The following is a 7,804-nucleotide window of genomic DNA, read 5'->3' on the forward strand; positions in this document are numbered from 1 at the left end:
CGCCACGTCGCCTGGGCCGTCTCGGGCGCCGACGCCGCCGCGCTCCGCGACCAGGCCCAGCGGCTCCTGGCGCACGCCCGCACCCACCCCGACCAGCCGCCCGCCGACCTCGCCCACGCCCTGGTCAGCACCCGCACGGCGATGCACCACCGGGCCGTCGTCATCGGCCGTGACCGTGCCGGGCTCCTCGCCGGACTCGAAGCACTGGCGGCCGGCCGGGCGGGCGCCACCGCTCCGGCCGGTATCGCACGCGGCACCGCCGGGGGCGGGCGGCTCGCGCTGCTGTTCTCCGGGCAGGGCAGCCAACAGCCCGGCATGGGCGGGGACCTGTACGCCGCGCACCCGGCCTACGCCGACGCGTTCGACGAGGTGTGCGCCCACGTCGACACCCACCTCGATCGGCCCCTGCGCGACGTCGTCCTCGGGAACGACCCGGCCCTCCTTGACCGGACCCTTTTCACCCAACCGGCCCTCTTCGCCGTCGAGGTGGCGCTCTTCCGCCTCTTCCAGTCCTGGGGCGTCCGCCCCGACCTGCTCGCCGGTCACTCCATCGGCGAACTGGCCGCCGCCCACGTGGCGGGCGTCCTCCGCCTCCCCGACGCCGCCGCCCTCGTCGCCGCCCGCGCCCGCCTCATGCAGGAACTGCCCGCCGACGAGGGAGCGATGATCGCCGTCGAGGCCGCCGAGGCCGACGTCACGCCGCTGATCACCGCCGCCACCGGCCCGGTGGACATCGCCGCCGTCAACGGCCCCGCGTCCGTGGTCATCTCCGGCGCCGAGGACGCCGTGTCCCGGATCGCGGACCGCCTCGCCGCCCGGGGACGGCGGGTCAAGCGCCTGCCCGTGTCCCACGCGTTCCACTCGCCGCTGATGGAGCCGATGCTGGCCGCGTTCCGGGACCTGATCCGCGAACTCCCCTTCCACACCCCGGCCATCCCCCTCGTCTCCACCCTCACCGGACGCGCGGCCGAGCCGGCGGAGCTGCGCGACCCCGACCACTGGGTCCGCCACGCCCGGCACGCCGTCCGCTTCCACGACGCACTGCGCGCCCTGGCCGCCGAGGGAGCGACCACGTTCCTCGAACTGGGACCCGGCGCCGTCCTGACCGCCCTGGCCGAACAGGCCCTCGACGGGCACACCCCCGCCGTCACCGCCCTGCCCGCACTGCGCCCCGACCGGCCGGAGGAGGAATCGGTCCTCACGGCACTCGCCGGCCTCCACGTGCGCGGACTGCCCGGCGACCTCGCGGCGGCCCTCCCCGGCGGCACCAGCGGGACGGGCGGCACCCGCCGCGGGACGACCGACCTGCCCACCTACGCGTTCCAGCGCCGCCGTTACTGGCTCGGCGGCGGCAGCGACGACGACGCGACCGGCCGCGCCGCCCCGGCCACGCCGTCCGGCGCGGCGGACGTGCCCGGCACGGCGGACGCCGACTTCTGGCGCACCGTGGAACACGGCACCCCGCAAGCGCTCGCCCAACGCCTCGGCATCACCGCCGGGGCACCCCTGAACGACGTGTTCACGGCCCTGTCGGCATGGCGCCGGGACAGCAAGGAGCGTTCCACGCTCGACAGGTGGCGCTACCGCCTCACGTGGAAGCCCCGCACCGGCGGCGCACCGGCCGCCCCCGGGCCCCTCAACGGCACCTGGCTGCTGGTCACGTCCGGGGGGCCGGGGCAGGACGACACCGTGGCGGGGTGTGCCCGGGTGCTGGCGGAGCGCGGCGCGCGACCGGTCACCGTCCACGTCACCGACCCCGGTGCCGACCGGGCCGCCCTCGCCGCCCTCCTCGCCGACGCCACCCGCCCGAACGGCACCACGCCCCCGCCCGCGACCGGCGTGCTGGCCCTCCCCACCGGGGACGGCCACGAGACGGCCCTGTTCGTGGCCCGACTCGCCCAGGCGATGGGGGACATCGGCACGGACGCGCGGCTGTGGTGCGTGACGCGCGGCGCCGTCTCCATCGGCCCCTCCGACCCGCCGCGCCGCCCGGCGCAGAGCCTGATCTGGGGCCTCGGCCGCGCCGCCGCGCTCGAAGAGCCGCACCGCTGGGGCGGCTTGATCGACCTGCCCGACGCCGTGACCGCGCGTGTCCTCGACCGCCTGGCCGACGCCCTGGCCGACGCCCCGGCGGACGGCGGCACACGGGAGGACCAGTACGCGATGCGCGACTCCGGCGTCTTCGTGCCCCGCCTGACCCGCGCCACGGCGCGCGCCGACTCCGGTGCGGCGGACGGCGGTTGGCGCCCGCGCGGCACCGTGCTGATCACCGGCGGCACCGGCGCGCTCGGCGCCCACGCCGCCCGCTGGCTCGCGGACCGGGGCGCCGGACACCTGGTCCTGACCAGCAGGAGGGGCGCGGCGGCCGACGGCGCCGCCGCACTCCGCGCCGACCTCGAACAGCGCGGCGCCCGCGTCACCTTCGCCGCCTGCGACATCGCGGACCGCGACGCCCTGGCACGACTCCTCGACGAACTGGGCGCAACGGACGCCCCCACAGCGGTCGTGCACGCGGCCGGGCTGCCCCAGTTCACCCCGCTGCGCGACACCGGCCCCGCCGAACTGGCCGCCGTGCTCGCCGCGAAGGCCACCGGCGCCGCCCACCTCGACGAACTCCTCGGCGACCGGCCACTGGACGCGTTCGTCCTGTTCTCGTCCGTGTCCGGGGTGTGGGGCAGCGGCAGCCAGGCCGCGTACTCGGCCGCCAACGCCTACCTCGACGCGCTCGCCCACCACCGCCGCGCGCGCGGCCTGCGCGCCACGTCCGTGGCGTGGGGGCCGTGGGCCGACGGCGGCATGGCGACCGAGCACGGCGCCGAGGAGCACCTGAAGCGGCGCGGACTCAACGCCCTCCCGCCGGCGCTCGCGATCGCCGCGCTCCAAAGCGCCCTGGACCGGGACGAGATCACCGAGGTCGTCGCCGACGTCGACTGGTCCCGCTTCGCGCCCGCGTTCACCATCGGCCGCCCCAGCCCGCTCCTCGACGGACTCCCCGAGGTCCGCGAGGCCCTCGCCGACGCGGCGGCAACGAGGTCGGGAACGGGGACCGGAACCGGAACGGGAAGGGGAACGGACGAGGCGACGGCGGAACTCGCACGCCGCCTGGCGCCGCTGCCCGCCGCCGAGCAACACGCCACCCTGCTCGGCATCGTCCGGGCGGAAGCCGCCGCGGCCCTCGGTTACGGAGAGGCCGACGCCATCGAACCGGACCGCGCCTTCCGCGATCTGGGTTTCGACTCGCTCACCGCCGTCGACCTCCGCAACCGCCTCGCCACCGCCACCGGCCTGCGCCTCCCGGCCACCGCCGCGTTCGACCACCCCACCCCCGACGCCCTCGCGGACCATATGCGCACCCAACTCGCCCCGGACACCGCCGACACGGCACCGGGGGCGACCACCGCCGAGGCCGACGAGCAGGAGATCCGCCGCGCGCTGACGGCGATCCCCCTGCGCCGCCTGAGGGAGGCCGGAATCCTCACCACCCTGCTCCGGCTGGCGGATTCCGCGCCCCGCCCGGACCACCCCGACCCCGAGGCCGACACGGATTCCATCGCGACGATGAACGTCGACGAACTCGTCCACCTGGCCCTCCGCGACAGCGAATCCTGAACGACGCCTGAACAGGAACAGGGAGCACACACCGTGACCACGTCTGACGACCGCCTCATTCAGGCACTGCGGGCCTCGCTCAAGGAGACGGAACGCCTGCGGCGAGAGAACCGGAGCCTCACGGACGCCTCGCGCGAGCCCATCGCCATCGTCGGCATGAGCTGCCGCTTCCCCGGAGACGTCCGCTCCCCGGACGACCTCTGGGAGCTGGTGGCCAACGGGCGGGACGCCATCGGCCCGTTCCCCGGCAACCGGGGCTGGGACCTCGACGCGCTCTACGACCCCGACCCGGCGCGGCCCGGCACCTGCTACGTGCGCGAGGGCGGATTCCTGTACGACGCCCCGGAGTTCGACGCCGAGTTCTTCGGGATCTCGCCCCGCGAGGCCCTCGCCACCGACCCCCAGCAACGGCTGCTGCTCGAAGTGGCGTGGGAGACCTTCGAGCACGCCGGTATCGACCCCACCACCCTGCGCGGCTCCCGCACCGGCGTGTTCGCGGGAAACAGCGGCCAGGACTACGCCCGGCTGTCCGCGTCGCCGGACAACTGCGACGGCTACCTCGGCATCGGGAACATCGCCGCCGTGATCTCCGGCCGCCTCGCCTACGTCTTCGGCCTCGAAGGCCCGGCCGTAACCGTTGACACCGCCTGCTCCTCCTCGCTGGTCGCCCTGCACCTCGCGGTGCAGGCGCTGCGCCGCGACGAGTGCGCGATGGCCCTGGTCGGCGGGACCACCGTGATGTCGACACCCGGCGCCTTCATGGAGTTCAGCCGCCAGCGAGGTCTGGCGGCGGACGGTCGGTGCAAGGCGTTCGCGGCCGGTGCCGACGGCACCGGCTGGTCCGAGGGCGTGGGCGCGCTGCTCGTGGAACGCCTGTCCGACGCCCGCCGCAACGGCCACCGGGTGCTCGCCGTGGTGCGCGGCTCCGCGATCAACCAGGACGGTGCGAGCAACGGCATGACCGCCCCCAACGGGCCCGCCCAACAGCGCGTTATCCGGCAGGCGTTGGCGAACGCGGGCCTGTCGGCGGCGGACGTGGACGCGGTCGAGGCGCACGGCACGGGCACGTCACTGGGCGACCCCATCGAGGCGCAGGCACTCCTCGCGACCTACGGCCAGGGCCGCGCCCCCGAACGGCCGCTGTGGCTCGGCTCGCTGAAGTCCAACATCGGCCACACCCAGGCCGCCGCCGGGATCGGCGGTGTCATCAAGATGGTGATGGCGCTGCGCAACGGTCTGCTGCCGCGCACGCTGCACGTGGAGGAGCCGTCTCCGCACGTCGACTGGTCGGCCGGAACCGTCCGGCTGCTGACCGAGCCCGTCGCCTGGAGCGGGAACGTCGGTCCCCGCCGCGCGGCCGTGTCCGCGTTCGGCGTCAGCGGCACCAACGCCCACGTCGTCCTCGAAGAAGAACCGGACACCGGGCCCGAGCCGGCCGTGCCAGCCGCGCCGCCCGCCGGGGAACCGCGTCCCGTGCCGTGGCTGCTGTCGGCCCACAACGCCGACGCGCTGCGCGAACAGGCCGCCCGCCTGCGGGCGTTCGTCATCGACCGGCCCGGCCTCACGCCCGCCGACGTCGCGCTGTCGCTGGCCACCACCCGCGCCGCCCTGCCCCACCGCGCGGCCGTCGTCGGCACCGGCCGCGACGAACTGCTGCACGGCCTCGACCACCTCGGCATCCGGGGCACGGCGCGGCGCAAGGGCGGCCGGACGGCGTTTCTGTTCCCGGGACAGGGGAGTCAGCGGCTGGGCACGGGCCGGGAGTTGTACGCCGCGTTCCCGGCGTTCGCGGACGCGTTCGACGCGGTGTGCGCGCACCTCGACACCCACCTGACGCGTCCCCTGCGGGAGGTGGTGTTCGGGGACGATCCGAGGGCGCTCCATGAGACGGCCTTTGCCCAGCCGGGGTTGTTCGCGGTTGAGGTGGCGTTGTTCCGGCTTCTCGAAGCGTGGGGTGTGCGGCCGGATGTGGTGTGTGGGCATTCGGTGGGGGAGTTCGCCGCCGCGTATGTGGCGGGGGTGCTGTCTTTGGACGACGCGGCGCGGCTTGTCGCGGCGCGGGGGCGGTTGATGGGTGCGCTGCCGCCGGGTGGGGTGATGGTGGCCGTGCAGGCGGCGGAGGCCGATGTCCTGCCCCGGCTCGCCGGGTTCGAGGATCGGGTGAGTATCGCCGCGGTCAATGGCCCGGCCTCGGTGGTGGTGTCGGGCGAGGAGCAGGCCGTCGCGGAGATGACGGCCCGGTGGAAGACCAAGCGGCTCGCGGTCTCCCACGCCTTCCACTCCCCGCTGATGGAACCGATGCTCGCCGCGTTCCGCGCGGAGCTGGAAACCGTCTCGTTCGGCGCGCCGTCCCTCCCCGTCGTCACCACGGCGACCGGCGAGGACATGACCGACCCCGGTTACTGGCTGCGCCAGATCCGCGAACCCGTCCGTTTCGCCGACGCCGTACGGACGTTGACCGGCCGGGACGTGACCGCGTTCATCGAGGTCGGCCCCGGCGGAGCCCTCTCCGCGCCCGCCCGCGACCTGGTGGGCGATGGCGCGCTCGTGGCCCCCCTCCTGCGGCCGGACCGGCCGGAACTCCTGTCCGCCACAACGGCCCTGGCCGAGCTGCACGTTCACGGCGTGCCGGTGGTCTGGTCCGAGGTGCTCGCCGGAACGGGCGCCCGGCGCGTCGCGCTCCCCACCTACGCCTTCCAACGGCAGCGTTACTGGCTGGAGTCCACCCCCACCGCCCCCGCGGGCCAGGATCCCGCCGAGGCCGACTTCTGGGCGACGGTCGAACGCGAAGACTTCGACGCCTTCTCCGAACGGCTGCACCTCCCCGGCGACGCCCCGCTGCCCGCCGTCCTCCCCGCCCTCTCCGCCTGGCGCCGCCGGCACCGCGAGCGGACCACCGTCGACGGCTGGCGCTACCGCGTCGCGTGGAAACCCGCCCCCGCGCTCGACCCGGCCGACCCGGGCGGGCGTACCGTGCTCGCCGCGCTGCCCGCCGACTGGGAGGACGACCCCTGGGCTTCCGCCGTCGTCCACGTGCTGCAGGACCGGGGAGCCCTGGTCGTCCCCCTGGCCATCGAGCCCACGGCGGACCGCGCCACGCTGGCCGCCCGACTCGCCACCGCCGCGGGCACCACCGCGACGGCCACCACCGGCACCGCCGTCGACGGCGTGCTGTCCCTCCTGGCCCTCGACGAGCAACCCCACCCCGCCCACGGCCCGGCGGCACCGACCGGGCTGCTCGCCACACTCGCCCTGATCCAGGCGCTCGGCGACGCGGCCATCGACGCGCCTCTGTGGTGCGTGACGCGCGGCGCGGTGTCCATCGGCCCCTCCGACCCGCCGGCCTCCGTCGCCCAGGCCCAGACCTGGGCCCTGGGCCGCGTCGCCGCACTCGAACACCCGCGCCGCTGGGGCGGGTTGCTGGACCTGCCCGCCACGCTGGACGAACGCGCCGCCCACCGGCTCGCCACCGTCCTCGCCGCGGGCGCCGGGCCGGAGGACCAACTCGCCGTGCGCACCTCGGGCGTGTACGTCCGCAGGCTCGTCCACGCGGCCCCCGCCACCGCACCCCGCACCGCCCCGGGCACCGGCCTGCCGCGCGGCACCGTCCTGATCACCGGCGGAACGGGCGCGCTCGGCGGCCACGTCGCCCGCTGCCTGGCCGCCGACGGCGCCGAACACCTGATCCTCACCAGCCGCCGCGGCCCGGCCGCCGAGGGAGCCGCCGCGCTCACCGCCGAGTTGGAGGCGCTGGGGGCCCAGGTGACGGTGGCGGCCTGCGACATGGCCGACCGGGATGCCGTGGCCGCGCTGCTCGACGGGATCGGTGACGGCCTGACGGCCGTCGTGCACGCGGCCGGTGTCGGCACGCCCGGCATGCTGGCCGACACCACCGCCGAGGAGTTCACCGCCGTACTCGCCGCCAAGGCCGCGGGCGCCGCGCACCTGGACGAATTCCTGGGCGACCGGCCGCTGGACGCGTTCGTGCTGTTCTCCTCCATCGCGGGCGTGTGGGGCAGCGGCGGCCAGGCCGCCTACGCCGCCGCGAACGCCGCCCTCGACGCGCTGGCCGAACGGCGCCGCGCACGCGGCCTGGCCGCCACCGCCATCGCCTGGGGGCCGTGGGCCGAGGGCGGCATGGTCGCGGACACCGGTGCCGAGGACCGGCTCCGGCAGCGCGGCCTGCCCGCCCTCC

2 protein-coding genes are annotated in these 7,804 nt (G+C 76.0%); both read left to right on the plus strand.

The annotated features are described in order from the left end of the window. Nucleotides 1-3,609, plus strand: a 3,609-nt coding sequence (locus tag ACSNOC_RS26225) for an SDR family NAD(P)-dependent oxidoreductase (RefSeq protein WP_436750054.1), incomplete at its 5' end; no start/stop codon positions are given. A gap of 33 nt (nucleotides 3,610-3,642) precedes the next feature. Next, a partial coding sequence (locus ACSNOC_RS26230) for a type I polyketide synthase (RefSeq protein WP_436750055.1) occupies nucleotides 3,643-7,804 on the plus strand: 4,162 nt, incomplete at its 3' end.

Source organism: Streptomyces sp. URMC 129 (assembly GCF_051386415.1).
Lineage (GTDB): Bacteria > Actinomycetota > Actinomycetes > Streptomycetales > Streptomycetaceae > Streptomyces.